The following is a 24,076-nucleotide window of genomic DNA, read 5'->3' as shown; positions in this document are numbered from 1 at the left end:
CACAGCTACGGTCGTCGTGTGTCCCTCGCCGGGCTCCGTGTGGATCGGCGAGGGATCAGCACCGGCTGTACGAGCCGACGCCGGTCCACACCGGCGCGGCCGTTGATGACGGCGATCAGCAGGTCGACCGCCGCGTCGCCGGTGCGGTCCGGGCGGAGGCTGAGCGTGGTGACGGGTGGTGTGGTCGTGGCGTAGTCGGGGTCCTCGCTGACGCAGGCCACCAGGAGATCCCGCGGTACCCGAAGGCCGTGGTGGCGCGCGGCGGCCAGGATGTTGTGGCCGGAGTCGGAGTAGGCGCCGATGACGGCGTCCGGTCTCGGATCGTGGTCGAGCAGCCGGGCGACCGCCTCCTGTTCCGCCGTGAAGTAGTCGGGCATCGACGCGTACTCCTCCACCAGGACGTGCATGTCCTGTTCGGCGCACCAGGTCCGGTAGGCGTCGGCGATCAGGTGCGGGTACGCGTCGTCGTGCACGGGCAGGGTGAGCCCGATCCTCCGGGCACCGGAGTCCACGAGGTGGTCGAGCAGGAGCCGCAGACCTGTGTCGTGATCGGCGTCGACCCATGCGTCGCACCAATGCGCTTCGGGCGGCCGGCCTTCGCAGACCATGGGGATGCCGCGCTCGCGCAGCAGGGAACGCACGCGGTCGTCCGCGCGTGGGCCGACGTGGATGACGCCGTCCATCGGGGTGTTCAGCCACATCCACGGCGACATCGAGTTCGGCATCACCTGGAGCAGGTAACCGCGTTGGTGTGCCGCCGCCATGGCAGCCAGCACGAGGTGTGCGTAGAACGGGATCTCGGTGTAGGAGACGGGCAGGTCGCCGTACGTGGTCATGGTCAGGCCGAGCACCCCGGTGGCGCCGCGGGCCAGGGCGCGGGCGGTGCTGGCGGGGGCGTAGCCGAGTTCGCCCGCTGCGGCCAGGACGCGTTGCCTGGTCGCCTCGGAGAGTCGGCCGGTGCCGTTGAGTGCGTTGGACACCGTGGCCGTGGACACGCCGGCCCGGGCGGCCACGGCGTCCAGCGTAGGACGTCGCCAGACACGCGAACTCGTCATACGGACCCCACGTTCCCAACTGCCCTGTGACGCCTTGTGGTTAAGAGCTTAATCAGTCAGCGTGCCCGGCGACGGCTCCGGCTGCCGGTGGACGGGGCTCAAGCGTGAGCAACGTCACCAGGACATGAAGAGGACTCGGTGGAAGCGACATATACGCGGGTGCGGCGAAGCACCACATCTCCGGTCGTTGCGGCGCGTCGGGCGCTGTGGACTTTCGCCGTCGTCAACTTGGTGATCGTCGAGGTGCTCTTCCTCACGGCAGGGACCGGTCAGAACGGAGTGCTCACGGTAGCCAAGTTCTTCGGCCTGCACGCCGCCGTACTGATGCTGTTCCAGCTGCTGCTGGTGGCACGGCTGCCGTGGCTCGACCGCCGCATCGGCATGGACCGGTTGACGCTGTGGCACCGATGGGTCGGCTTCACCCTGCTGTGGACCATCCTCGCCCACGCCGTCCTGGTGGTGCTGGGCTACGCGAAACTGAGTGGCACGTCGGTACCGAAGACGTTCTCCTCGCTGGCCGACGTGCCGGCCTCCCTGCTGGGGATGTGTGCGGCGGCGATCGTCATGGTGATCGCCGTGGTCTCCGCCCGCTACGTGAGACGGCGGCTGCCCTACGAAGTCTGGCACGGCCTGCACCTGCTGCTGTACGTGGCGTTGGGGCTGGCGTTCGTGCACCAGTTGCGGGAGACCACGACGTTCAAGTCCTCCGCGTTCGCGGAGATCTACTGGTGGGCCCTGTGGCTGTTCGCCTTCGGTGCCCTGATCGCGGGGCGGGTCGTCATGCCTCTGTGGCGCAACGTCTATCACCGCTTCGAGGTCGCCGCGGTGGTGGTGGAATCCGACAACGTGGTTTCGGTCCACGTCACCGGCCGCCATCTCGACCGACTGCCGGTCCGTGCCGGGCAGTTCTGCATCTGGCGGTTCTCCGGGCACAACCCCTGGTGGCTGGCCAATCCGTTCTCGCTGTCGGCAGCGCCCGACGGCAGGACGCTGCGCCTGACGGCCAAGGCGCTCGGCAGCACCAGCGCCGGACTGCGACACCTCGAGATCGGCAGCCGCGCCTTCGTCGAGGGCCCGTACGGGGCGTTCACGTCACTGCACCGAACGCGGTCCGGTGCGTTGCTGATCGCCGGAGGCGTCGGTATCACGCCCATCCGCGCGCTGCTGGAGGAGGAGTCGGCCGGTGATGTCGTCGTGCTGTACCGCGTGCGGAGTGAGAGCGCCGCGGTCCTGGTCGACGAGGTGCGTACGCTGGTGGCCCGCCGCGGCGGTCGGCTGCACCTGCTCACCGGCCGGAGGGGCGAGGGGGCGTCGCCCTTCGAGCCGGACGGTCTGCGGGCCCTGGTCCCGGACGTGGCCGAACGCGACGTGTACGTCTGCGGACCGCCGGCGATGACGTCGACCGTACTCAGTACGCTGCGCACGCTGGGGGTTTCCCGACGGCAGGTGCACGCGGAGAGGTTCGGCCTGGCCTGAGGCGCAGGTGGGATCAAGGACGTCCCTCGTGTCGACAGTCAAGCCCGAGTGGTCGGCATAGACGCAGCTGCCGCCCCCGCCCACCCAGCCGAACGTGGTGGTGTCTTCGTTCTGCTGAGCGCCTATGCGGCCGAGTGGCTAGCCGTTCATGGCAGCGGCTCCACGCGCGGTGAAGGTGTCGAGTCGCGCCAAGCGGGGCAGGTCGGTGCTGGGCACACCGAAGTAGAGATCGCCGTCGATGCGCAGGGGCGCGGTGATCCACTGGCGAAGGAGCTGCCGCATCGGTTTGCCGGTGTCCCCGGGCGCCACGGCGGCTCGGCGTCGGCGATCGCGCGGCAGACCTGCGGCCAGTCGGTGAGATCGGCCGGACCGATGCATCGTGGCGATGCCGGCGACCGCGTCGGCGACAAGAGCGCCGCGGTCGTGGACGGCGAGCTCCAGGCCGGCTTCGGCTCCCTCGTCGACAAGGTCGTACAGGACACTTTGGATCTTTCGCTGATGTGAAGGCATGTTCATCGCTGCCGCGGCCATGTGTAGCGGGTCTCGCTGAATGTCGGAAGCTTGCCGAAGGCGAATCCCACAGCCGGCTCGACTCGATACAGCCTGACGTCGCCGGCGACGACGGCCTCGCCCAACCCGTACCAGGTGCCCTCCGGGCTGGTCAGATGCGTGCCGTACTTGCGCTCGAAATCCGCAGCGGCCTGTTCACGCTCGGGGCGCCCGTCCACTGTGTGTGCGGCGCCCTCGATGACGACGTCCACACCGGTCAAGGCATTCGTACCGGTCGTCAGCACACAGCGGGGATTGCGTTCGAGATTGTGCGCCTTGCGCTCCTGGGCGCCGGTGGTGAAGCACGGTCCGCCCAGACTCCATACAGCCAGCAGTGGGGTCACGTGCGGTCGCCCGTCAGGCCGCACCGTGGACAGCCAGAACACTTCCGCCTCAGCGATGACCGCCATCGCCGATTCCCACGGTGTGGCTCGCGCGCTTGGGGACGAGAAGGGTCCCAGGAAGACATCTGGTTCGCTGGTCAGCATGGTGTGGCCCCTGTCAGGAATGTCCAGCCGTGGACGCCGGCGAGCCGGCGCCGTCTCCTGGTGATGACCCGGGTTCGCGACGAAACTCATCGGTCGCGATCTCGACGCAAGAGACATCCCATCACGGATGGGCAACATTGATGGGATGGATCTGACAGCAACATCCCATGTCACTCTCTCTTCGCGGCATCACTTTCCGCGGACTCCTCCCGTTCTTCGTCCCACCCCTAGACAACCCCGCCGCCCCCATCCTATAAACATCCCATCTCTCTACCAGCGACACCCAATCGTCGCACCGGCGTAACAACCCCGCCTCCGGGACAAGCGCGAGGAAGTACCCATGAGACTCAGAACCGCACTCAGCTCCACCGCGTCCGTCGTCTGCGCACTGACGCTGCTCAGCGCGTGCAGCGGCGGCTCCGGCAGCTCCGCCTCGTCGAGCGACAAGCCGCTCGTGGGCGTCGACTACCCGCGGTCCGACACCGACTTCTGGAACTCGTACATCAAGTACACGCCCGACTTCGCCAAGCAGCTCGGCCTGTCCCTCAAGACCACGAACTCCCAGAACGACGTCGCCAAGCTCACCGCCAACGCACAGACGTTCATCAGCCAGGGCGTCAAGGGCATAGCCATGGCGCCGCAGGACACCGCGGCGATCGCGCCGACCCTGGCCCAGCTGGAGGCGAAGAAGATCCCCGTCGTCACCGTCGACACCCGTCCCGACAGCGGCAAGGTGTTCATGGTGGTACGGGCCGACAACCGCGCCTACGGCGAGAAGGCCTGCCAGTTCCTCGGCACGAAGCTCGGCGGCAAGGGCAAGGTCGTCATGCTGGAGGGCGGCCTCGACTCGATCAACGGCCGTGACCGCACGGAGGCGTTCAACGACTGCATAAAGAAGAACTACCCCGGCATCAAGGTGTTCGGCGAGGCCACGAACTGGGACGGCGCCGTCGCGGCGCAGAAGTTGCAGACGGACCTCACCGCCAACCCGGACATCAAGGGCGTCTACATGGAGTCCAGTTTCGGCCTGTCCGGCACACTGCAGGTGCTCAAGCAGAAGAACCTGCTGGTGGGTCCGAAGGACAAGAAGCACGTCTTCATCGTGTCCAACGACGGTATCCCCGAGGAGCTCAAGGACATCGCCGCGGGCAAGATCGACGCCACCGTCTCCCAGCCGGCCGACCTGTACGCCAAGTACGCCCTGTACTACCTGAAGGCCGCGATCGACGGGAAGACGTTCAAGCCGGGCAAGACCGACCACGACAGCACGATCATCAAGGTCCGTGACGGTCTGCTGGAGGATCAGCTCTCCGCTCCCCTGGTCACCGCCGACGGCGGCACCTACGGCGGCGTGGCCAGCGTCAAGAGCGACGACACCGCGCTGTGGGGCAACAACCTCGGCTGACCTGCCTTCCCAGGGACCCAACGGCTATCCAGTACAAGGCGGTTGAGATGAGCGACGGGGAGCGTACTGTCACCCCCGCGCCCGCCCCGGCGGACGACGGGCGGGCCTCCGCGGCCCCGCCCGTCGTCGAGGCGGCGGGCATAGTCAAACGATTCGGTCCGACGGTTGCCCTCAACGGAGCCCGGATCACCATCAGGCCCGGCGAGACCCACGCGCTCGTCGGCCGCAACGGCGCCGGCAAGTCGACCCTGGTGTCCGTCCTGACGGGCCTGCAGGCCCCCGACGAGGGCACGGTCACTTTCGGCGGCGACCCGGCACCACGGCTCAGCGACCGCGACGCCTGGCGCCGGCGCGTGGCCTGTGTGTACCAGAAGTCGACGATCATCCCCACGCTGACCGTCGCCGAGAATCTCTTCCTGAACCGTCACCACCACGGCCGCAACCGGCTGATCAGCTGGACCGGCGTCCGCCACCGGGCGCGGGAGCTGCTGGCGGCCTGGTCGGTGGACGTCGACCCGCAGTCCCCGGCCGGCGAACTCAGCGTGGAGCAGCGACAGTTCGTCGAGATCGCCCGGGCGCTGTCCTTCGGGGCCCGGTTCATCATCCTCGACGAGCCCACCGCACAGCTCGACGCGGCGGCCATCAACCGGCTCTTCGACCGCATCCGCGACCTGCAACGCCAGGGCGTGACCTTCCTGTTCATCAGTCACCACCTTCAGGAGGTCTACGAGATCTGCGACATGGTGACGGTGTTCCGCGATGCCCGGCACATCGTGACCGCGCCGGTCGCCGAACTGCCTCGCGCCGAGCTGGTCGCGGCCATGACCGGTGAAGCCGCGGCCGACCGGCGGCAGGAGCGCGCCGGCAGCCTGGACGAGAGTGCCGCACCCGCGCTGTCCGTACACGCCCTGGGCAGCGACGTCACCTACACCGACGTCACCTTCCAGGTGGGCGCCGGTGAGATCGTCGGCCTGGCGGGTGCCGCCGCCAGCGGACGGACGGAGGTCGCCGAGACCGTCGTAGGACTGCGGGCAGCGGCGACCGGGGAGCTGGAGATCGCCGGGCGCCGGCCCCGGCCGGGAAGCGTGCCCGCCGCGCTCGCGGCCGGCGCCGGGTTCGTCCCGCAGGACCGGCACCACCAGGGTTTCGTGCCGGACATGTCGATCGCCGACAACGCGACCCTGTCCGTGCCCAAGCGGCTCAGGAAGAACGGCTTCCTCAGCCGCGGCCGCCGGGACCGGCTCGCCGAGGGCCTGATCGAGAACCTGGCGATCAAGACCCCCGGACCGGAGCTGCCCGTCTCCGCCCTGTCCGGCGGCAACCAGCAGAAGGTCGTCATGGCGCGCGCCCTGGCCGACGACCCCCGACTGCTCGTCCTGATCAATCCGACCGCCGGCGTGGACGTGCGCTCCAAGGAGTTCCTCCTCGGCAAGGTCGAGGAGACCGCCGAGTCCGGCACCGGAGTGCTCATCGCCTCCGACGAACTCGATGACCTGCGCATGTGCGACCGGATCCTGGTGATGTTCCAGGGCCGGGTCACGACCGAGATACCCCGCGGCTGGCACGACCACGACCTCGTGGCCGCGATGGAAGGAGTGGACCTCGATGCCTGACACCGTCCTCGCGGACGCCGCCGCCCAGTCCGTCGACCCCGGGCGGAAGCGCACCGCGCTGCTCGGCGGCCGGATCCCCCTGGCTCGGCTTCGCGATCTGGCGCTCGTCCCGGCGATCGTCGTCATCGCGATCGTGGGCCAGATCGTCAACCCGGTCTTCCTGCAGGCCGACAACCTCATCAACGTCCTGCAGACCATGTCCGAGATGGCCCTGCTGGTCCTCGCCCAGACGATGATCCTGATCGTCAAGAAGATGGACCTGTCCCTGGAGTCCACGATGGGCCTGGCGCCCGGCGTCGCGGCCTGGCTGGTCGTCCCGGCCGGCGCCGGACACGGACTCGGTCTGCTCCCCGGCGCCTGGGCGGTCCCCATCACCCTCGCCGTGGGCGCGCTCGTGGGCGTGATCAACTCGCTGCTGATCATCCGCTTCGGCCTCAACGGCTTCATCGTCACGCTCGGCATGCTGATCGTGCTGCGCGGCATCCTCACCGGCATCTCCGGCGGCCAGACCTTCTTCCAGCTGCCGCAGTCGATGCTCTACGCCGGTACCACCGAATGGTTCGGCATGCCCGCCTCCATCTGGATCTGCCTGGCCCTGTTCGCCGTCGCGATCGTCGTGCTCGGCTGGACCAGCTTCGGCCGCTCGCTGTACGCCATCGGCGGCAACGTCGACGCCGCGAAGGCGGCCGGCATCCGCACCGACCGGGTGCTGTGGATCGTCATCGTCACCGGCAGCGTGCTCGCCGCCCTCGCCGGGCTGTTGCTCTCCGGACGTCTGGCCTCGGTCGCCTCCGCGCAGGGCAACGGCTACATCTTCACCGTCTTCGCCGCCGCCGTCATCGGAGGCATCAGCCTCAACGGCGGCAAGGGCACCATGTTCGGCGCGTTCTGCGGCATCCTGCTGCTCTTCATGATCCAGAACGTGCTGACGCTGGCCGGTGTCCCGGCCCAGTGGATCGGCGCCCTCAACGGCCTGATCATCCTGGTCGCCCTCGCCATCTCCCGCATCACCGGCGGCAAGGTCCAGGAGTGACCCGGGCGGCCCGTTCGGCCGCCCGACCTCCGCCGCGTTCACGTCTCGTCGCAAGGGGACCCATCTCCCTTGCCCCTCACAGGAGTTGCCGCCATGTCCTCCCCCGTTCCCGCATCCGCCCGCATCATCGCCCTGGACGTCCTGGACGTGCGGTTCCCCACCTCCGAACACCTCGACGGCTCGGACGCCATGAACCCCGAACCCGACTACTCCGCCGCCTACGTGATCCTGCGCACCGACGCTGGCGACGGACTGGAGGGCCATGCCCTGGCCTTCACCACCGGACGCGGCAACGACGCCCAGGCCGCCGCCATCGCCACCCTCGCCCCGCACGTGGTCGGCCTGTCGGTGGAGCAGGTCTGCTCCGACCTGGGCGCCTTCTCCCGCTCCCTCGTCCACGATCCGCAGCTGCGCTGGCTGGGACCGGAGAAGGGCGCCATCCACATGGCGACCGGCGCGGTCGTCAACGCCGCCTGGGACCTGGCCGCCAAGCGCGCGGGCAAGCCCGTGTGGCGCTTCCTCGGCGAGATGTCACCGGAGGACCTGGTCGCCCAGGTCGACTTCCGCTGGCTGTCCGACGCCCTCACTCCCGAAGAAGCGCTCGACATCCTGCGCCGGGCCGAACCCGGCCGTGAGCAGCGCATCGGCCACCTCCTCGACCAGGGCTACCCCGCCTACACGACCACCCCCGGCTGGCTCGGCTACTCCGACGAGAAGCTGGCCCGCCTCGCCCGCGAGGCCGTCGCCGACGGCTTCACGCAGATCAAGCTGAAGGTCGGCGCCGACCTGCAGGACGACATACGGCGCCTGCGCGTCGCCCGCGAGGCCGTCGGCCCGGACATCCGCATCGCCGTCGACGCCAACCAGAGGTGGGACGTCCAGCCCGCCATCGACTGGATGCGCGCCCTGGCCCCCTACGACCCGTACTGGATCGAGGAGCCCACCTCCCCCGACGACATCCTCGGCCACGCCGCCGTCCGCAAGGCACTCACCCCCATCAAGGTCGCCACCGGCGAACACATCGCCAACCGCGTGGTGTTCAAGCAGCTGCTGCAGGCCGGCGCGGTGGACATCGTGCAGATCGACTCCGCCCGCGTCGGCGGCGTCAACGAGAACATCGCCATCCTGCTGCTGGCAGCGAAGTTCGGCGTACCGGTCTGCCCGCACGCCGGCGGCGTCGGCCTGTGCGAGATGGTGCAGCACCTGTCTATGTTCGACTACATCGCCGTCTCCGGTACCACCGAGGACCGGGTCATCGAGTACGTCGACCACCTGCACGAGCACTTCGTGGACCCGGTCCGCATCGTCGACGGCCACTACCTCGCGCCGACGCTGCCCGGACTGAGCGCCCAGATGCACCCCGCCTCCCTCAAGGAGTACAGCTACCCCGACGGCCCCGTCTGGTCCGCCCGTGTCTGAACCCCTCCCCCTGGTCGACGCCCATCACCACATGTGGGACCTGGACCGCCGGCCCCAGCCATGGCTGGACGAGCCCGGTCTCGAGCCGATCCGCCGCAGCCACGGCATCGAGGACCTGCGACGGGCCGCCGACCGGCCCCTCGCGGGGCGCCGGCTGACCAGCACGGTGGTCGTGCAGTGCGTGACCTCCGTGGAGGAGACGGCGGATCTGCTCGACCTCGCCGGCCGGGATCCCCTGGTCGGCGCGGTGGTCGGCTGGGCGGACCTGACGTCCCCCGCGATCGGCGACGTACTCGACGAACTGCGCGCCCAGCCAGGGGGCGGGTACTTGCGGGCCCTGCGCCACCTGGTGCAGGGCGAGTCGGACACGGAGTGGCTGCAGCAGCCGTCCGTCGAACGGGGCCTGCGCGCCGTACAGGACCGGGACCTCGGCTACGACGTGCTCATCCGCAGTCACCAGTTCCCCCAGGCCATCCGCCTCGCCCAGCGCTTCCCCGACCTCCCGCTCGTCCTGGACCACGCGGGCAAACCACCCATCGGACACGCCTCTATGTCCGACTGGGCGCGCCAGGTGCGCGTGCTGGCGGGCCATCCCCAGGTGCGGTGCAAGGTCTCCGGACTGATCACCGAGGCCGACCACCGCACCTGGAGGATCGACGACATCCGCCCGGTCTGGGACGTGCTGCTGACCGCCTTCGGCCCCGAGCGGCTGATGTTCGGCTCCGACTGGCCCGTCTGTGTCCTCGCCGGAGGCTGGACCCGCTGGGCGGCCACCGTCGAACAACTGCTGGACGACTGCTCGCCGCATGAGAAGCAGGCGGTGCTCTGCGACACGGCGACAGCCTTCTACCGCCTGTCCGACCACGAGAACCAGAAGTAAGGAGAGGACCGCGTGCTGCTGACCGAACTACTGCACCCCGGCATCCTCGAAGCACTGGCCGGAGCAGGGCACGGTGCCCGCGTCCTGCTCGCCGACGGCCACTACCCCGCCAGCACCGCCGTCGGCGAACGAGCCAGAACCGTCCACCTCAACCTGGCACCCGGCACCCTCGACGTCACCACCGTCCTGGACGTGCTGTTGCGCGCCCTGCCCGTGGAGTCCGCGCAGGTGATGGTACCGCCCGAAGACGAGCCGGAGCCGCCGGCCATCGCCGAGTACCGCTCCCGACTGGCACCGGTCCCCGTCGACACCCGCGGCCGCTTCGCGTTCTACGACGCCGCCCGCTCCCCCGACCTGGCCCTCGCCGTCGTCACCGGCGACACCCGTACCTACGCCAACCTGCTGCTGACCATCGGCGTCCGCGCGGAAGGGACCCTGACCCCACGATGACTCTCGCCGTCCGCTACACCTCCGCCCGCACCCTGGACACCGCGCCCGCCGCCGGCTCCGAGCCCGGCCCCGGCGAGGTGGAACTCGCCCCCGCCTACGTCGGCATCTGCGGCACCGACCTGCACATCTTCCACGGCGACATGGATGCCCGGGTCGCCACGCCCGCCGTACTGGGACACGAGATGGCGGGCAGGATCGTCCGCGTCGGACCCGGCGTCGAGGGCTGGCGGCCCGGGGACGCGGTGACCGTGATGCCGCTGCGCTGGGACGACACCTGCCCGGCCTGCCGCGCCGGCCACCAACACATCTGCCAGCACCTGGACTTCATCGGCATCGACTCCCCCGGCGCCATGCAGCAGCGCTGGACGGTGCCCGCCTCCACCCTCGTACGGCTGCCCGCCACCCTGCCCCTGGACCGGGCCGCGCTCGTCGAACCGACCGCGGTCGCGGTACACGACGTGGGTCGGGCGGCGGTGAAGGACGGCGAGAAGGTCGTCGTGGTCGGCGGCGGACCCGTCGGCATCCTCATCGCCCTGGTCGCCCGTGCGGCCGGCGCCGAGGTACGCGTGGTCGAACTGAACGCTCACCGCAGGCTGCTGGCCGAGGAGTTGGGCCTGAGCACCTGGGACCCGGCCGCCGCCGACATCACCGAACTCGTCCAGCAGTGGACGGGCGAGGCAGGTGCGGACGTCGCCTTCGAGGTCTCCGGCGCGGCGGGTGGTGTGGACACCGCCGTCGACGCCCTCGGCGTGCGGGGCCGGTTGTGCCTGGTCGCCATCCACCCAAGGCCCCGCGAGATCAACCTGCACCGCTTCTTCTGGCGCGAACTCACCCTCGTGGGCGCGCGGTTGTACGACCGCGGCGACTTCGAACGGGCCGTCGCCCTGGTCGCCGACGGCACCATCCCCGCTCAGCGCCTCATCACCAAGATCGTGCCGATGACCGAGGCACCGGCCGCCTTCGAGGCGCTGGAGAGCGGCGGAGACGTGATGAAGATCCTCGTGGACTGCACCGACGACACCCAGGGAGCCGCCGTATGAGCAGCTTCGACCTCACGGGGAAGCTCGCCGTCGTCACCGGCGCCCGACGCGGCATCGGCCGGGCGATGGCCCGCGCGCTCGCCCAGGCCGGAGCGGACGTGATCGGCGTCAGCGCCAACCTGGAACAGTCCGGGAGCCAGGTGGAGAAGGACGTCGTCGCCGCCGGGCGTTCGTTCGAGGCGATCCGCACCGACTTCGCCGACCCCGCCGCCGTACGCGCCCTGGGCGAGAACCTCGCCGGACGCGAACGCCCGGTGGACATCCTCATCAACAACGCCGGCACCATCCGCCGCACCCCCGCCGCCCAACACAGCGATGCCGACTGGGAGTTGGTCCTGCAGGTCAATCTCACCGCGCAGTTCGCACTCACCCGGGCCGTGGGCGCCACGATGGTGGCCCGCGGACAGGGCAAGGTCGTCTTCACCGCCTCCCTGCTCAGCTACCAGGGCGGCATCACCGTCCCCGGCTACACCGCCGCCAAGCACGGCATCGCAGGGCTCACCAAGGCACTGGCCAACGAGTGGGCGCCGCACGGCGTCAACGTCAACGCCATCGCCCCCGGCTACATCGCCACCGACAACACCCAGGCCCTCCAGGACGACCCGTCCCGCAGCAAGGCCATCCTGGAGCGCATCCCCGCCGGACGCTGGGGCAGCGCCGACGACCTCGCCGGCGCCACCGTCTTCCTCGCCTCCCCCGCCGCCGACTACATCCACGGCACGATCCTGCCCGTCGACGGCGGATGGCTCGGACGATGACCACCGACCTGGCCGCCGTACTGGCGGGGTCGCGTCTCCTGCCCGTGCTCACCGTGCCGTCCGTCGCGAGTGCCGGCCCCCTGGCCGACGCGCTCGCGGCGGGCGGCGCCCGCTGTGCGGAGGTCACCTTCCGCACACCCGACGCCGAACAGGTCGTCAAGGCGATGGCAGCGCACGGCGCTCTGACCGTCGGCGCCGGGACCGTGCTCAACGCCGAGCAGGCGGAACGGGCCGTGGCGGCCGGAGCCCGCTTCCTCGTCTCGCCCGGCCTCGACGAGGAAGTCATCACCAAAGCACGCGAGTTGGGAGTCCCGGTCGCGCCGGGCGTGGCGACGGCGACCGAGTTGATGCGCGCGTTGCAGGCGGGCCTCGACACGGTCAAGCTGTTCCCCGCCGAACCGCTCGGCGGCACCGCAATGCTCCGCGCCTTGGCCGCACCCTTCCCCCAGGCGCGCTTCGTCCCGACCGGCGGCATCGGCCCCGACCAGCTGCCCGCCTACCTCGGCCACCCCTCGGTCCTCGCCGTGGGCGGCAGCTGGATCGCCACGTCCGGCCATCTCGAACGCGGCGCGTACGACGAGATCCGCCGGTTGACCGCCGAGGCAGTGGAGAGGACGGCACCGTGACCGATGTGATCGCCCTGGGCGAGGTGATGCTGCGGTTCGACCCCGGTGAGGGCCGGATCCGTACCGCCCGCAGCTTCCAGGTCTGGGAGGGCGGCGGCGAGTACAACGTCGTTCGCGGACTGCGCCGCTGCTTCGGACTGCGCACCGCCGTGGTCACCGCCCTCGCCGACAACGCGGTCGGCCGACTCGTGGAGGACCTGATCCTCCAGGGCGGCGTCGACACCTCGCACCTTCGCTGGGTCGGGGCGGACGGCATGGGGCGCACGGCCCGCAACGGCCTGAACTTCGTCGAGCGCGGCTTCGGCGTCCGCGGGGCGCTGGGCGTCAGCGACCGCGCGAACACCGCCGTCTCCCAACTGCGCAAGGGAGACATCGACTGGGACGCGGTGTTCTCGGCCGGGGTGCGCTGGTTCCACACGGGCGGGATCTTCGCAGGACTGTCCGACACCACCGTCGACGTCGCCGACGAGGCCATGGCGGCCGCCCGTCGGCACGGCGTCACCGTCTCCTACGACCCCAACTTCCGGCCCAGCCTGTGGGACGGCCGGGGTGGCGCCGAGCGGGCCCGCGAGACCGACCTGCGTCTGGCCCGGCACGCCGACGTCGTCGTGGGTGCCCTCGGACTCGCGGGCCCGCATCCGGGCGCCGTGCGGTTGACCGACGACGAGGTACCCGAGGCGCTCGCCGCGGTCGCGTCTTTGCTGCCACAGGCGAGAGTGTTGGCGACGACTCTGCGCGAAGTGCCCTCGGCCGGGGTCAACGACTGGTCCTCGCTGGCCTGGTCACCCGAGACCGGCCTGGTCAGCGGCCCCCGCATGCGCGGTCTGCACGTCCTGGACCGGATCGGCTCCGGTGACGGCTTCGCCGCGGGCCTCATCTACGGGCTGCTCACCGGTACCGGCCTGGAACGCGCACTCGCCTACGGCACCGCTCACGGCGCCCTGACCATGACCACGCCCGGTGATGTCTCCATGGCCACCCTTGCCGAGGTCGAGGCCCTCCTCGCAGGCGCCGCGGCCCACGTCCGACGCTGAACGACCCCGTCAGGAGCACCCCTTGCGCCGCCGTAAGATCCCCAGCACCGCCGTCGAGGTCACCGAACTCGGCTTCGGTGCCTCCGTCATCGGCAACCTCTACCGCACCACCACCGCCGAGGAGGCCGCCGCCGCCCTCGACACCGCCTGGGACGCGGGCATCCGCTACTACGACACCGCCCCCCACTACGGCCTCGGCCTCTCCGAACACCGGCTCGGCGCCGCCCTGCGCAGCCACTCTCGCGATCAGTACGTCATCTCCTCCAAGGTCGGCCGCCTCCTCGTCCCCAACGAACACCCGACAGGCGTCGACACCGAGGGCTTCGTCGTCCGCGACGACCTGCGCCGCCACTGGGACTTCAGCCGGGACGGCGTCCTGCGCTCCCTCGAGGAGACACTGAAGCGCACCGGCCTGGACCGCCTCGACATCGTCTACCTCCACGACCCCGACGACCATTGGCCCCAGGCCGCCGACGAAGCCATGCCCGCCCTGGCCGAACTGCGCGACCAGGGCGTGATCGGAGCCATCGGCGCCGGCATGAACCAGTCCGCCATGCTCGCTCGCTTCCTGCGCGAGACCGCCGCCGACGTGGTGATGCTCGCCGGGCGCTACACCCTCCTCGACCAGTCGGCCCTCGATGACGTCCTGCCCGCCGCACAGGAGCACGGCAAGAGCGTTGTCGCCGTCGGCGTCTTCAACTCCGGCCTGCTCTCCAAGGACCGGCCCGCCGAAGGCATGAAGTACGACTACCAGGCCGCCCCGCCCGCACTCGTCGACCGTGCCCGTGCCATCGCCGACGTCTGCGAGGCTCATGGCACCACCCTGCCCGCCGCCGCGATCGCCTTCCCCCTCACTCATCCCAGCGTCATCAACGTCACCCTCGGCATGCGCGACCCCGGACAGGTCCGACGCAACGCGCGGCTGCACCAACAGCGGATTCCCCGGGAGCTCTGGCACGACCTGCGCGACCAAGGGCTCCTCCGCCCCGAGACCCCCTTCGCGCCCGGCGAGAGGAGCTGACCGTGTCCCTGACCGACAAGGCGATCACCCAGATCCGCCAACTCATCGCCTCCGGGGCTCTGCCTCCGGGTGCGAAACTGCCTCCGGAGCCCGAGCTGGCCGCCCAGCTCGGGCTCTCCCGCAATCTCGCACGCGAGGCGGTGAAGGCACTGTCCGTGGCGCGCGTGCTGGAGATCAGACGGGGCGACGGCACGTACGTCACCAGCCTGCAGCCGAGCCTGCTGCTCGAGGGCCTGGGCGGAGCGGTGGAACTGCTCCAGGGCGACCCCGGTGCGGTACTGGACCTCATGGAGGTGCGGCGGCTGCTCGAGCCCGCCGCCACCGCCCTGGCAGTCGCCCGACTGACGGACGACGGGCTGGCGGAGGTGAAGCGGCATCTGGACGCCATGCGCGAGGCGCGCGACGACGTCGAGCGGCTCAACGCGCACGATGTGGCGTTCCACCGCGCCATCGTGGACGTCACCGGCAACGAAACGCTGATCACCCTGCTGGAGGGCATCTCGGGCCGCACGCTGCGTGCCCGGATCTGGCGTGGTCTGGTGGACACCCGCGCCGCGGCCCGTACGCTCGCGGAGCACGAGGCGATCTACGCTGCCCTGGCCGCACGTGACGCCGTGCTGTGCCATGCCGCGGCCCTGGTGCACGTCAACAACACCGAGCAGTGGCTGCGGCAGCACCTGGAGTCCACGGAGGCCTTGTCGATGACGGGATCCCATGAGTGAGACGAAGGCGTCCGCGCCGCGGCGACGGAGAGCGAGGGGATGCCCGGACGGTTCTGCGTCCGGGCATCCCCTCAGTTCGCCGCCTTCACGCCCGTCTCACTGGGCGGTGAAGGTCCACAGCAGGTTGGTGCTGCTGCCGTAGCCCCATTGCTTGGTGACCGACCCGGAGGCCACGTTCCCGCCGCCGTCCAGGACGAGGCCGGTGGCCCGGTTGGCGATGGTGCACATGCCCTCACCGCGGTGGGTGACCGTCCACTGCTGGTTGTTGCTGCCGTTCCACGCCGCTTGCTGGGCCGGGGAACCGTTGGACGTGGCGCCCCAGCCGTCGGCGACCATGCCGTTGGTGCGGTTGACCAGCTTGTAGTAGCCGCCTCCGACCTCGACGAGCTGCCACTGAAGGTTGGGGCTGCCGTCCCACGTGTACTGCTTCAGGTTGGACCCCGACGCGACGTTCCCGCCGCTGTCCAGGGCCAGGCCGTCGGTGACGTTGGTGATGCGGAAGTAGGTGGCCGGATTGAACTGCACCTTCAGGGAGGTGATCTGGTCGTTCTGGCCGGTGACCCTGAGGTCGGGGTTGTCGGCGGTGAAGGTCCAGGAGGTGCCGGTGAAGTTGTCGCCGCTGTAGGCGATGATCTGGTTCCCGGCCGCCAGCTTCAGGGAGGAGATGCTCTGGGCATCCACCCCGGCCAGCTGCAGCTGGTCTGCCGTGTAGGTGCCGGGGTCGAGCACCGCGTAGTTCGCGGAGTAGTTGACGTCCTGGTAGACCACGGCCCCGACCGCCGGCCTCAGCGGGGGGATCGGGCCGGAGAAGCTGAGCTTGAGGACGTAGGCGCCCGCGGTGTACGGCGCCGAGGAGGGCAGCGTCACGGTCAGCCCGGAGGAGTCCTGCGTCGGGGCGGCCAGGTTGATGTAGGTGCCGGCCGTCGAGTCGAGCAGCTTCACCGAGGTGAGCGAGGAGAGGCTGATGCGGTCCGAGCTCAGGGTCTTGATCTTCAGTGAACTGCCGGGCCAGCCGAGGACGGTGGCGTACAGCACCGTGTTGCCCTTGCTGCGGGTGAAGCGGATGTCCTGTGCCGTGCCGACGAGCGGGGCGGTGAACGCGCCGCCGCCCATCCGGGTCGGGCCCTCGCCGTACTGCGTCCAGGCGCGGGTCGCGTACATCGACTCCCCGAAGCGCTTCAGGTAGTCACCGATGCCGAGCAGCACGTCCTTCTGCCCCTGGGGGATCGTGCCGTCGGCCATCGGCGCGATGTTCAGCAGCATGTTGCCGTTCTTGCTGACCCGGTCGATCAGGGAGTGCAGCATCTGCTGGGTGCTGTAGTAACCGATCCCCTGCGTGTAGCACCAACTGGAGCTGGAGATGCTGTCGTCGGTGAGCCAGTAGGGCGCGGTCCGGTCGGCGGGGCCGCCGCGCTCATAGTCGAAGACCTCGCCGTGGCCGTTGAAGCCGTCCTTGTAGGTGGCGACGACCTCTTTGCCCCAGGAATTGGCCTGGTTGTAGTAGTACGACAGGAAGTTCAGGCGCTGTGTCTCGTCTACCTTGTTCAGGTCGAAGTCCTCCCAGAGGATGTCCGGTTGGGCGCGGTCGACGACTTCCTTGAGCTTGTCGTACCAGAGCTGGTTCTCGGCGGTGGAGCCCAGCTGTCCGTAGAGCTTCTTCAGGCTGGGGTCGGTCTGGGCGGGCACGTGGTCGTAGTAGCCGTTGAAGTTGTAGGCGTGGTGCATCGCCACCAGCAGCTTGAGGTTCTTGGCGCGGATCGCCGTGGTGAACAGCTTCAGCAGGTCGAGCTTGGGGCCCTTGGCGACCGAGTTCCACTCGTTGACCTGCGAGTCCCACATGGAGAATCCGTCGTGGTGCTCCGCGACGGGTCCCGCGAACTTCGCTCCGGCGTCGACGAAGAGCTGGGCCCATTCGTCGGGGTCGAAGTTCCCTCCGGCGGACTTGAGTTTGGGTGCGAACTGGGTGAAGTGGCCCGCCTTGTCGTTCGCTCCGTTGATGAAGTTGTGGTACGGCCATACCGAGGGGTCGCCGTAGGTCGCGATGTGGTGCGTGTTGGCGTTGCTGCCGCCGATGTACATGTTGCGGGGATACCACTCGCTGTCGTACGCGGGGACGCTGAAGACGCCCCAATGGAAGTAGATGCCGAACTTGGCGTCCTGGAACCACTCCGGGGCGGGCGGGTGCTGGTTCACCGAACCCCACGAGGGGGTGTAGGTGCTGGGAGCGGCCTGCGCGGTGCCGGCGCCGAACACTCCCCCCGCGACGGCCGCCGCGGCCACGAAGGTGGCGCCGGCGAGGAACTGACGTCTGTTGATCGAACTGGACATGGGGGCATCCCTGTGTCGGACGGAGGCAGACGGAAGAGGCGGGACCGGCGCGACAGTCACCACGCGCTGCGCCGGTTGTTACGGAAGAAGGTCCGCCATATGTCGCCACCATGTCAACGGGCGTGCAGGGATGAAAACAGCTTCTCACCTGCGATTTTCTCCCGAAAATTACCTTTCGATCCCTTATGTCCACTAGCAAACATACAATGTCTGGGCAGTCTGGAGCTACGACGACGGACCCCCCACCGCCTCCCGGTATCATCAGCGCCACACCTGAGGCGCCGCCGCGGTCACCCGCGTACCGGACCGCAGTTCGCACTCATGGAAGGAGCTCACGTTGTCCCTGACAGACAGGGCCATCGACCAGATCCGTGAGCTCATCCGCTCCGGCGCACTGCCGCCGGGCGCGAAGCTTCCCCCGGAGCCGGAGCTCGCCGCGCAGCTGGGCCTCTCCCGCAACCTCGCCCGCGAGGCGGTCAAGGCGCTGGCCGTGGCCCGGGTCCTCGAGGTGCGGCGAGGCGACGGCACGTACGTGACCAGCCTCCAGCCCAGCCTGCTGCTGGAGGGACTCGGCGGCGCGGTGGAGCTGCTGCAGAGCGACACGGGTGCCCTGCTGGATCTCATGGAGGTCCGCCGGCTGCTCGAACCACTTGCCACCGGACTGGCCGCCGCCAGGATCACCGATGAGCAACTGGCGGAGGTCAAGGGCCACTTGGACGCGATGCGGGAGGCGAGCGACGACGTCGAGCGGCTCAACGCCCACGACGCGGCCTTCCACCGCGCCGTCGTGGCCGCCACCGGCAACGAAAGCCTGCTGACCCTGCTCGAAGGCATCTCGGGTCGCACCCTGCGCGCCCGCATCTGGCGGGGCCAGCTGGACGACCAGTCCTCCGGGCGGACCCTCGCCGAACACGAGGCGATCTACAAGGCCCTCCTCACCCGCGACGCCGCGGTGAGCCAGGCAGCGGCCCTGCTCCACGTCAGCAACACCGAGCACTGGCTGCGGGAACACCTGCGTGCGGGCGGTTCCGCACAAGAGAACGGGACGCCGGAGAAGCAGGGCTGACGGTCCGTCCGTCCTAGCGGCCCTTCGACAGGGTCCGCAGTGCCGACGCGACCGCGTCGGCCATGGCCCGGCGCGCCGCGGTGAGGGCCGGCCGGGGGTCGACAGCCGTGGGCGCGGTGGCGAGTGCCTCGCGTATCGCGCCCGTGAAGGCGACGTTCAGCGCCGTGCCGATGTTGACCTTGACCATGCCGCCTGCCATCGCCCGTCGAAGCTCCGCGTCGGGCACTCCCGTCGAGCCGTGCAGGACCAGCGGCACGGGGACCGCCTCCGCGAGGCGGGCGATGAGTTTCTGATCCAGCCGGGCGGTGCGCGTGGCCATCGCATGCGAGCTGCCGACAGCGACGGCCAGCGCGTCGACCCCGGTGGCGGAGACGAAGGCGCGTGCCTGTTCGGGATCGGTGCGTACCCCGGGTGCGTGCGCTCCGTCCTTGCCGCCGATCTCGCCGAGTTCCGCCTCCACCCACAGGCCCCGCGAGTGTGCCCACCGCGTCGCGGCGCGTGTGGCGGCGACGTTCTCCGCGTGCGGCAGCGCGGACGCGTCGAACATGACGGATCCGAAGCCGCAGTCCGCGGCGCGGCGCAGCAGCGCTTCGTCGGTGACGTGGTCGAGGTGCAGCGCGACGGGGACGGCTGCCGCTTCGGCGAGCGCGGCGGTGGCGCGGGCTATCGGGGCGAGCCGACCGCCGTGGAACCGTACGGCGTTCTCGCTGATCTGACAGATGACCGGGCGGTCTGCGGTTTCCGCCCCGGTGATCACGGCTTCCGCGTGTTCCAGGGTGATCACGTTGAAGGCACCGACGGCCCGCCCGTCGCGGCAGGCGGCGCTCACCACGGCGGCGGTGGGAGTCAGTACCACTGCCGACCTCCGGTCGCGGACTTCGGGGAGCCCGGTCGCGAGAAAAGTTTGGCACATGTGCAGTATTTTGCTCGCTTGAAGGCCATAAAATACCCAATCACGCACAGTGGTTTCATGGACATGCGCACATCGCTGCGCACACCAGCGACAGAGAGTTGTGAGACATGGCGGCACCGCAGGCCCGGTGGAGCGCACTGCTCGAGATGCTGACCCGCGACGGGCGGATCGAAGTCGAGGCAGCTGCCGAGGAGTTGCAGGTCTCCGCCGCAACGATCAGGCGCGACCTCGACGAGCTGGCCCGCCAGCAGATGGTCACCCGCACGCACGGCGGGGCCGTGATCAACGCGATCGCCTACGACTTGCCGCTGCGCTACAAGGCCGCGCGCAACGCTCCGGAGAAGGAGCGGATCGCACACGCGGCCGCAGGGCTGGTGAAGGCCGGCGCCGTGGTGGGGTTGAACGGCGGCACCACGACCACCGAGGTGGCGCGGGCGCTGGCCACCCGCGCCGACCTGAGTTCCGGCGGTGCGGAGACGGCGGTCACCGTGGTGACCAACGCGTTGAACATCGCGAACGAGTTGGTCGTACGCCGCCACGTGAAGCTCGTGGTGACCGGCGGGGTGGCCCGGCCGGCGTCCTATGAGCTGATCGGGCCGCTGGCCACCGAACTGCTCGCGGAGATCGCGCTGGATCAGGTCTTCATCGGGGTGGATGCCATCGACGTGGCCCACGGGGCGACCGCCCACCATGAGGGCGAGGCCAGCATCAACCGGGCGCTGGCCCGCCGGGCGCAGCAGGTCGTCGCGGTCGCCGACGCCTCCAAGCTGGACCGGCGGGCCTTCGCCCGCATCTGTCCGGTGGAGGACATCGACGTCCTGGTGACCGACAGGGCCGCCTCGGACCAGCTGACCGAGTCGTTCACGGCGGCCGGCGTCGAGGTCATCCGCGCCTGACACCACATGCCGCTGCCCTGACCGCGGTGTGTATTCCGGCGTCATCCGCGGACACCGCCCGCGGTCAGCCCGGCGACGAGGTGACGCTCCACGAAGACGAACAGCGCCACCACGGGCACGATCGAGACGAGCGAGGTGGCGAACAGGTACTGCCACTGCTCGTGGTACGAGGTGACGAACCCGGGAATCGCCCTGGTCAAGGTCATCCGGTTACTGGAGGAGGTGACGGTGAGCGCCACCACGTACTCGTTCCACGCGCCGATGAAGGTGTAGACGAGCGCGGTGACCACACCGGGCATCGCGAGCGGCAGGACGACACGGGTGAGCGCGCCGAACCGTCCGGTGCCGTCGAGCCAGGCGGCCTCCTCCAGTTCCCGGGGGATGCTCGTGAAGTACGCGTTGAGGATCCACACGCAAAATGGCAGGTTGAACGCCGCGTTCACGAGGATGAGGCCCTCGGCGGTGTCGGTCAGGTCGAGGCTGACCATCTCCCGGTAGATGCCGACCAGCAGCGCGGTCGGCGCGAACATCTGCGTGACGAGTACGAGCAGCAGGAAGGCGCCGCGCCCGCGGAAGCGGTGCCGGGCGGTGTAGTACGCGGCGGGCAGGCCGACGGCCAGGGTGAGCAGCGTCGCTGCCCCGGCGACGTACAGCGAGAACAGCATCGCGTCACTCACCTGCGGGTCGGTGAGCGACCAGATGTGCGTGAAGTTCGACCACTGCCAGCGGGAGGGCAGATAGGACGGCGGGGACTTCATCAGTTCGGGGGTCGGTTTGAGCGCCGTCAGCAGCATCTCCGCGTAGGGCGCGAGAAACGCCAGCGCCACCAGCCATCCCGCGGCGGTGAGCAGGACGGTGCGCAGTTTCATCGGCCGGGGCCGCCCCCTGCGCGGCGCGGCCTCACGAGGCGTGACGGCGGTCCTGCTCACGCGGTGTCCTCCTGTCGGCGGACGACGCGGAGATAGACCAGCACCACGGCGAGGACCAGCCCGAAATTGACGACGGCCATGGCGGCCGACTCCCCCACCGACTGGTTGTCGAAGGCGAGCTTGTACAGGTAGGTGGTCGTCGTGTCGGTGGCGAAACCGGGGCCGCCGCGCGTCATGGCCCAGATGATGGGGAACGAGTTGAACACGTTGATGACATTGATGATCGCGGCTACCACCAGCGAGGGACGCAGCAGCGGCAGGGTGATGGCCAGGTAGCCGCGGACCGGCCCCGCGCCGTCCACCCGCGCCGCCTCGTACACCTCTGCGGGGATGCTCTGCACTCCGGCCAGCAGGACGAACGAGGTGAACGGCAGCGAGACGAACACCGCCACGCCCATCATCGCGACCAGGGCCTGCCCGGGGCGGGCCAGCCAGTTGACGGGGGCGTCCAGTACGCCGAGGTCCATGAGCAGCCGGTTGACCACGCCGTAGAAGTCGTTGAGCATCCACCGCCAGATGAGCGCCGTCATCAGCACGGACGAGGCCCAAGGCACGATCAGCGCCCACCGCACCAACCGGCGCCCGGGAAAACGGGAGTTGAGGAGTTGGGCCAGGCCGAGAGAGAGCAGGATCGTGACGGTGACGACGCCGATGACCCAGACGAGGGTGCGCAGCAGCACTCCGGGCAGGTCGTCCTCGGCGAACAGGTCGGAGTAGTTGCGCAGGCCGGCGAACCCTTGTGACAGTCCGGTGGAACTCACCCGGGTCAGGGACGTACGGGCCATCTCGAAGACCGGCCAGACGACCATGGCCAGGATCAGGAGGATCGCGGGACCGAGCCACAGCAGCGGCTCCAGCACGCGCCATGACCTGCGCCGGCGGTGCGGCGTGGGGGGTGGCGCCGCCGGGGCCGGTTGTCCGGTCCCGGCGGCGCTCACGGTGACATCATGTACGGCCACCGACGTCACTCGCCCTTCTGCGCGGTCTTCTGGATCTCGCCCAGGACCTTCGCCGGGTCGCCGCCGGCGACCGCCGTGCCGATGCGCTGTTTCACGGCGCCGTCGACCGCGGCCCAGGCGGGGTCGTCGGCGGGGGCGAACTCCGCGTCGGCGAGGGCGTCAACGAACGGTTTGTAGTAGGCGGCGTTCGCGCTGTCGGAACTGAGCGCGTCACCGGCCGACTTGGTGACCGACAGGAATCCCTCGGTGGAGAGGAACCTGGCGGCGTTCTCCTTCTGGTAGAGGAAGTCGAGGAACTTCTTCACCGTGGCCTTGTTCGACCCGCCGCTCTTCTTGAACGCGACGAGGTAGTCCTGCACGCCGAGCGTCTTGTGTGTGCTGCCGTCCTTGCTCGGCAGGGCCGCGACGCCGTAGTTGAGTTTCGGGTTGACGGGGTCGATGAAGCCCTTGCGCATGAAGACCGCGCCGTTGAGCATGCCGATCTTGCCCTGGGCGAACTCGTTGAAGACGTCCTTGCGGTTGGTGGCCTCCGGGTTGGGCTGGGTGACCTTCTCCTTGGTCAGTTTGCGCAGATAGGTGAGCGTGTCGACGTTGGCCTGCTGGTCGATCGCCCACTTGCCCGAGCCGTCGGTCCAGCCGCCGCCGTTGTTCATCGCCCAGATCTGGAACTCCGCCTGGGCCTCCTCGGCCCCCAGCGGCAGCCCGAGGCCGATGTAACCGGCCCTCTTGATCTTCTTGGCGTCGGCCTCGACCTCGGCCCAGGTGGACGGCGGCCGGGCGATACCCGCCTTGGCGAAGATGTCCTTGTTGTAGAAGAACAGGCGTGCGCTGGACAGCAGGGGCAGGCCGTACTGGACTCCCTCGTACTGCGCCTTGTCCCGGAACAGCGGGAGGAAGTCGGTCAGCACCCTGCGGTCGACGACGTCTTGCGCCTTGTAGACCAGGCCGTCGCGGGCGAAGTCGGAGAACTTGTTGTAGTTGAGGACGTCGGGTTCCTGCTTTGTCTGGACGTACGTCTTGACCTTGGAGTCCATCTGCTCCCAGTCGACGACTTCGAGATTCACCCGGTAACCGGGGTTCGCGGCTTCGAAGTCCTTGATCAGTGCCGTCCAGTAGGCCTGGGTGTCGTCGTCGTACTTCGCCGCGACGAACCGGATCGTCCTGCCGTCGGATCCGCCGCTGTCCGAGGAGCTGCCCTTGCCGCATCCGGTGATGGCCAGTACCAGGGTGAGTCCCCCGGCGAGACCTGCGAGGTGCCGTTTCACGGACTGCCTCTCCGCACGCATCGCGTGCTTCGACTGACGCGGGCCCGCCTGATTGCAAGCTCGCGCTCATGCTTGTTTATGCTCGCTTAGCGGTGCTATCAATCATCGAACGACATGATGCTCAATCAATTGCGCACGGTGTCAAGGGCCG

General features: G+C 69.4%; 24 protein-coding genes. 16 read left to right on the top strand and 8 right to left on the bottom strand.

The annotated features are described in order from the left end of the window. Positions 1-5 precede the first annotated feature (5 nt). Complete coding sequence (locus ABZZ74_RS35010; protein ID WP_356771963.1) at positions 6-1,013, bottom strand: LacI family DNA-binding transcriptional regulator; 1,008 nt, start codon at positions 1,011-1,013, stop codon at positions 6-8. A gap of 201 nt (positions 1,014-1,214) precedes the next feature. Here ABZZ74_RS35010 and ABZZ74_RS35005 point away from each other — a divergent pair, with 201 nt between their 5' ends. Further along, positions 1,215-2,531 carry a ferredoxin reductase family protein gene (locus tag ABZZ74_RS35005; protein WP_356771991.1) on the top strand — a complete coding sequence of 439 codons (1,317 nt, stop codon included), beginning with the start codon at positions 1,215-1,217 and terminating at the stop codon, positions 2,529-2,531. Positions 2,532-2,669: 138 nt separating this feature from the next. Here ABZZ74_RS35005 and ABZZ74_RS35000 read toward each other — a convergent pair whose 3' ends face one another. Beyond that, positions 2,670-2,813, bottom strand: coding sequence for a hypothetical protein (locus ABZZ74_RS35000; protein WP_356771961.1), 144 nt, complete (start codon positions 2,811-2,813; stop codon positions 2,670-2,672). Between the two features lie 90 nt (positions 2,814-2,903). Here ABZZ74_RS35000 and ABZZ74_RS34995 point away from each other — a divergent pair, with 90 nt between their 5' ends. Continuing rightward, on the top strand, positions 2,904-3,035 hold the full coding sequence (locus tag ABZZ74_RS34995; RefSeq protein WP_356771959.1) for a hypothetical protein: 132 nt from the start codon (positions 2,904-2,906) through the stop codon (positions 3,033-3,035). 8 nt (positions 3,036-3,043) lie between these two features. Here ABZZ74_RS34995 and ABZZ74_RS34990 read toward each other — a convergent pair whose 3' ends face one another. Continuing rightward, on the bottom strand, positions 3,044-3,568 hold the full coding sequence (locus ABZZ74_RS34990; RefSeq protein ID WP_356771957.1) for a pyridoxamine 5'-phosphate oxidase family protein: 525 nt from the start codon (positions 3,566-3,568) through the stop codon (positions 3,044-3,046). Between the two features lie 340 nt (positions 3,569-3,908). On the opposite strand from ABZZ74_RS34990, the gene ABZZ74_RS34985 reads away from it, so the two are divergent. The 12 genes from ABZZ74_RS34985 (at position 3,909) to ABZZ74_RS34930 (ending at position 15,569) form a co-directional block, all read left to right on the top strand. After that, positions 3,909-4,973, top strand: a complete 1,065-nt coding sequence (locus tag ABZZ74_RS34985) for a sugar ABC transporter substrate-binding protein (RefSeq protein ID WP_356771955.1) — start codon at positions 3,909-3,911, stop codon at positions 4,971-4,973. A 47-nt stretch (positions 4,974-5,020) separates the two neighbouring features. Next, the gene (locus ABZZ74_RS34980) at positions 5,021-6,586 is read left to right on the top strand and encodes a sugar ABC transporter ATP-binding protein (protein WP_356771953.1); all 1,566 of its coding nucleotides are present in this window, start codon (positions 5,021-5,023) and stop codon (positions 6,584-6,586) included. Then, on the top strand, positions 6,579-7,619 hold the full coding sequence (locus tag ABZZ74_RS34975; RefSeq protein ID WP_356771951.1) for an ABC transporter permease: 1,041 nt from the start codon (positions 6,579-6,581) through the stop codon (positions 7,617-7,619). Before ABZZ74_RS34980 ends, ABZZ74_RS34975 begins: the two co-directional genes overlap by 8 nt. A 93-nt stretch (positions 7,620-7,712) precedes the next feature. Then, on the top strand, positions 7,713-9,038 hold the full coding sequence (locus ABZZ74_RS34970; protein ID WP_356771949.1) for an L-fuconate dehydratase: 1,326 nt from the start codon (positions 7,713-7,715) through the stop codon (positions 9,036-9,038). Beyond that, a complete protein-coding gene (locus tag ABZZ74_RS34965) occupies positions 9,031-9,918 on the top strand; it encodes an amidohydrolase family protein (RefSeq protein ID WP_356771947.1) in 888 nt (295 codons plus the stop codon). Before ABZZ74_RS34970 ends, ABZZ74_RS34965 begins: the two co-directional genes overlap by 8 nt. 12 nt (positions 9,919-9,930) lie before the next feature. Further along, positions 9,931-10,368, top strand: coding sequence for an RbsD/FucU domain-containing protein (locus ABZZ74_RS34960; RefSeq protein WP_356771945.1), 438 nt, complete (start codon positions 9,931-9,933; stop codon positions 10,366-10,368). Continuing rightward, the gene (locus tag ABZZ74_RS34955; RefSeq protein WP_356771943.1) at positions 10,365-11,408 is read left to right on the top strand and encodes an alcohol dehydrogenase catalytic domain-containing protein; all 1,044 of its coding nucleotides are present in this window, start codon (positions 10,365-10,367) and stop codon (positions 11,406-11,408) included. The genes ABZZ74_RS34960 and ABZZ74_RS34955 overlap by 4 nt, the downstream gene beginning before the upstream one ends. Beyond that, on the top strand, positions 11,405-12,166 hold the full coding sequence (locus ABZZ74_RS34950) for an SDR family oxidoreductase (RefSeq protein WP_356771941.1): 762 nt from the start codon (positions 11,405-11,407) through the stop codon (positions 12,164-12,166). Before ABZZ74_RS34955 ends, ABZZ74_RS34950 begins: the two co-directional genes overlap by 4 nt. Then, on the top strand, positions 12,163-12,792 hold the full coding sequence (gene eda, locus ABZZ74_RS34945) for a bifunctional 4-hydroxy-2-oxoglutarate aldolase/2-dehydro-3-deoxy-phosphogluconate aldolase (RefSeq protein WP_356771939.1): 630 nt from the start codon (positions 12,163-12,165) through the stop codon (positions 12,790-12,792). Before ABZZ74_RS34950 ends, eda begins: the two co-directional genes overlap by 4 nt. Then, positions 12,789-13,826, top strand: coding sequence for a sugar kinase (locus ABZZ74_RS34940; protein WP_356771937.1), 1,038 nt, complete (start codon positions 12,789-12,791; stop codon positions 13,824-13,826). The genes eda and ABZZ74_RS34940 overlap by 4 nt, the downstream gene beginning before the upstream one ends. A 22-nt stretch (positions 13,827-13,848) precedes the next feature. Beyond that, positions 13,849-14,847, top strand: a complete 999-nt coding sequence (locus ABZZ74_RS34935; RefSeq protein ID WP_356771934.1) for an aldo/keto reductase — start codon at positions 13,849-13,851, stop codon at positions 14,845-14,847. A gap of 2 nt (positions 14,848-14,849) precedes the next feature. Further along, entirely contained in the window at positions 14,850-15,569 is a 720-nt protein-coding gene (locus ABZZ74_RS34930) for a FadR/GntR family transcriptional regulator (RefSeq protein WP_356771932.1), read from the top strand. A 96-nt stretch (positions 15,570-15,665) separates the two neighbouring features. Here ABZZ74_RS34930 and ABZZ74_RS34925 read toward each other — a convergent pair whose 3' ends face one another. After that, positions 15,666-17,897: an alpha-L-fucosidase gene (locus ABZZ74_RS34925; RefSeq protein WP_356771930.1), complete on the bottom strand. Its 2,232-nt coding sequence runs from the start codon at positions 17,895-17,897 to the stop codon at positions 15,666-15,668. A 337-nt stretch (positions 17,898-18,234) separates the two neighbouring features. On the opposite strand from ABZZ74_RS34925, the gene ABZZ74_RS34920 reads away from it, so the two are divergent. After that, entirely contained in the window at positions 18,235-18,963 is a 729-nt protein-coding gene (locus tag ABZZ74_RS34920) for a FadR/GntR family transcriptional regulator (protein ID WP_356771928.1), read from the top strand. Positions 18,964-18,976: 13 nt separating this feature from the next. Here ABZZ74_RS34920 and ABZZ74_RS34915 read toward each other — a convergent pair whose 3' ends face one another. Beyond that, positions 18,977-19,819 carry a class II fructose-bisphosphate aldolase gene (locus tag ABZZ74_RS34915; RefSeq protein ID WP_356771926.1) on the bottom strand — a complete coding sequence of 281 codons (843 nt, stop codon included), beginning with the start codon at positions 19,817-19,819 and terminating at the stop codon, positions 18,977-18,979. A 164-nt stretch (positions 19,820-19,983) separates the two neighbouring features. On the opposite strand from ABZZ74_RS34915, the gene ABZZ74_RS34910 reads away from it, so the two are divergent. Further along, positions 19,984-20,772, top strand: coding sequence for a DeoR/GlpR family DNA-binding transcription regulator (locus ABZZ74_RS34910; protein ID WP_356771924.1), 789 nt, complete (start codon positions 19,984-19,986; stop codon positions 20,770-20,772). Positions 20,773-20,813: 41 nt separating this feature from the next. On the opposite strand, the gene ABZZ74_RS34905 is transcribed toward ABZZ74_RS34910, so the two are convergent. The 3 genes from ABZZ74_RS34905 to ABZZ74_RS34895 are packed head-to-tail and all read right to left on the bottom strand — an operon-like array spanning position 20,814 to position 23,925. Continuing rightward, entirely contained in the window at positions 20,814-21,701 is an 888-nt protein-coding gene (locus ABZZ74_RS34905) for a carbohydrate ABC transporter permease (protein ID WP_356771922.1), read from the bottom strand. Further along, on the bottom strand, positions 21,698-22,639 hold the full coding sequence (locus tag ABZZ74_RS34900; protein WP_356771920.1) for a sugar ABC transporter permease: 942 nt from the start codon (positions 22,637-22,639) through the stop codon (positions 21,698-21,700). Before ABZZ74_RS34900 ends, ABZZ74_RS34905 begins: the two co-directional genes overlap by 4 nt. Positions 22,640-22,665: 26 nt before the next feature. Continuing rightward, entirely contained in the window at positions 22,666-23,925 is a 1,260-nt protein-coding gene (locus ABZZ74_RS34895) for an extracellular solute-binding protein (protein ID WP_356771918.1), read from the bottom strand. Between the last annotated feature and the right edge of the window lie 151 nt (positions 23,926-24,076).

The sequence above is a fragment of the Streptomyces sp. NPDC006476 genome (assembly GCF_040612015.1).
GTDB classification, from domain to species: Bacteria; Actinomycetota; Actinomycetes; order Streptomycetales; family Streptomycetaceae; genus Streptomyces; species Streptomyces griseorubiginosus_B.
The sequence above is the reverse complement of the archived record's forward strand: the minus strand, read 5'-3'. Positions and strand labels throughout refer to the sequence as shown.